The 1,906-nt window shown below is 46.2% G+C and carries 1 protein-coding gene; it reads left to right on the forward strand.

Features of this window, described 5'->3' with window-relative positions:
• Positions 1 to 627: 627 nt before the first annotated feature.
• Positions 628 to 1,824 carry a hypothetical protein gene (locus WHS88_12675; GenBank protein ID MEJ5261034.1) on the forward strand — a complete coding sequence of 399 codons (1,197 nt, stop codon included), beginning with the start codon at positions 628 to 630 and terminating at the stop codon, positions 1,822 to 1,824.
• Positions 1,825 to 1,906 lie beyond the last annotated feature (82 nt).

Here is a 1,906-nt window from a genome sequence, read left to right on the forward strand (position 1 = left end):
GGGGTTGACTGCTGCAACGGCGGCTGCTGCAATCAGGAAAACCGCCGATGCTGCGCAGGCAAAACATGTTATAATCCCGATACCCATCAATGCTGTGACGATGGTATAATCAACAGCGGCGTGGGAACTGTCTGCAAAAAATCATGCTGCGACAAATGGGAGTGTGAATATTGCCTTACCCTGGTTGGAATTGATCCTCCAATAATAACTTATACTTGCGCATCATGCCTCCGGAAAGCATCCTATGCCCGGCTGCAGGAGTGCAACCGCGTGCCTGACCCTGATTTTGTGCCCACCCCGAACGGCTGTGGTCCGGAGGGAGGATTTCCGCCTGTTCCCGAGAATCCATCGGGATGCGAAGGGGCAAGTTTTTCTCCGGCTTGTGATATGCATGATCTGTGCTGGGGGACGTGCGGCAGCGATAAAGCTCAGTGCGACTTTCAGTTCTTGATTGCAATGTATGATATCTGTTTAGATTCAAGTTGTCCATATTTATGCTCACAATTTGCTTATCTTTATTATGGAGCCGTAAGCACCTACGGGGATTCCAACTATCAATCCGCTCAGGAAGCGGCATGTGCGTGTTGCGACTGTTATTATTGAAAATTTACGGATTAGGAGGTTCTTATGTCAAGTTTATTGAAGTCTTGCTTTTTGTCTCTTCTGATTCTGACCGCATCTAAATGCATGGCGGCAAATACTTGGGAAATCGATTTATTGCCGGATCCGAATAGCAATTCCGCTCCGCTGGCTTCCTGTGTGGACGAAAAGAATGGTCGAATTATTGTCATGACGAAGTCAGGCCCCAGAGGGGCTTTTCTTCATAAGGAGGGAGATTGCAGTTTATGGGAAATCGGAACAGACGGGCAGATTTTGAATCGAATCCGGCTGAGGGACAAAAGCGGCAATGGAATTCGTACAAGTGCCACGGCAGCCGGTCCGGGCTGTGCAATGGCCGCAGATTCCATGGGCAACCTTCTTGTAGCCGGTGTGTTTGTTGAACAGAAAAAAGACCGTTTTCTCAGCATCCTCTCAACAACGAGCGGTGTTCCTGCTGATCCGAACAGAACCCTATCGTTAGGAGATCGAATCGACGGTTTCTCTGTTGTAAAAATATTATCTTGTCCCGATAATTCATTTGTCCTAATCGGCAGTCAAGAAGAGAATGGAGTTTATCTGCGAATTGATAACCAGGGACGAATAGTCCGAAAGCAAACATTTGATATTGGGAAGAGAGAATTTTTTTCCGGTGCTGTTTATCTGCCGGCCAGCGGCGGCATAGTCATATCTGGATTTTCGATTGGCGACGTTTCAAAAGATCCAAACATAGGCAATTTTGTTTTAATCTATGATCCCAACGACAAACTGATTCACAAAGATACCTTTATCGGAGATTGTCCGGAAATGTTACTGTCTTTGCCCAAAGTATGTTGTCCGGATATGGGGCATTTAATCGTTGTATTTTACCACAAAAACAAGGAAGATAACAAGGCGGGGCTGCGAGCAAGATGTTATACACACACTCTGAAATTGCTTTGGGAGAAAGACTTGAGCTCAACTGATCAAATATATTTTCATTTCGACCTGACTCCAAACCGGTCCAATGGTTTTTCTGTTGCTGTCCTTTCGTTAAAGGGAGTGTTTTTTTCTTCATATGATGAAAAAGGGAGCAGAATTTATGGTAGGGAATACAACGGGATGACGGGATTTTTTGGTTTTAATCTGATGCGTGTTCACGACGCTGTTATCGCCGTGTTTGAAGAAGGAGGCCCGGGAAGGATAGAGGATGTTTTAATTAAAACAAAGGCGGTTCGTTTTGAATAATTTTTTACTGATGGATTCGAAGAACCAGGGGGCGTTGTATGCGGCGATGCGGCTGGGGGAGATGAACCTGGCCCGCGGTCGG

It is taken from the genome of Anaerohalosphaeraceae bacterium, from assembly GCA_037479115.1.
Taxonomy (GTDB): Bacteria; Planctomycetota; Phycisphaerae; order Sedimentisphaerales; family Anaerohalosphaeraceae; genus JAHDQI01.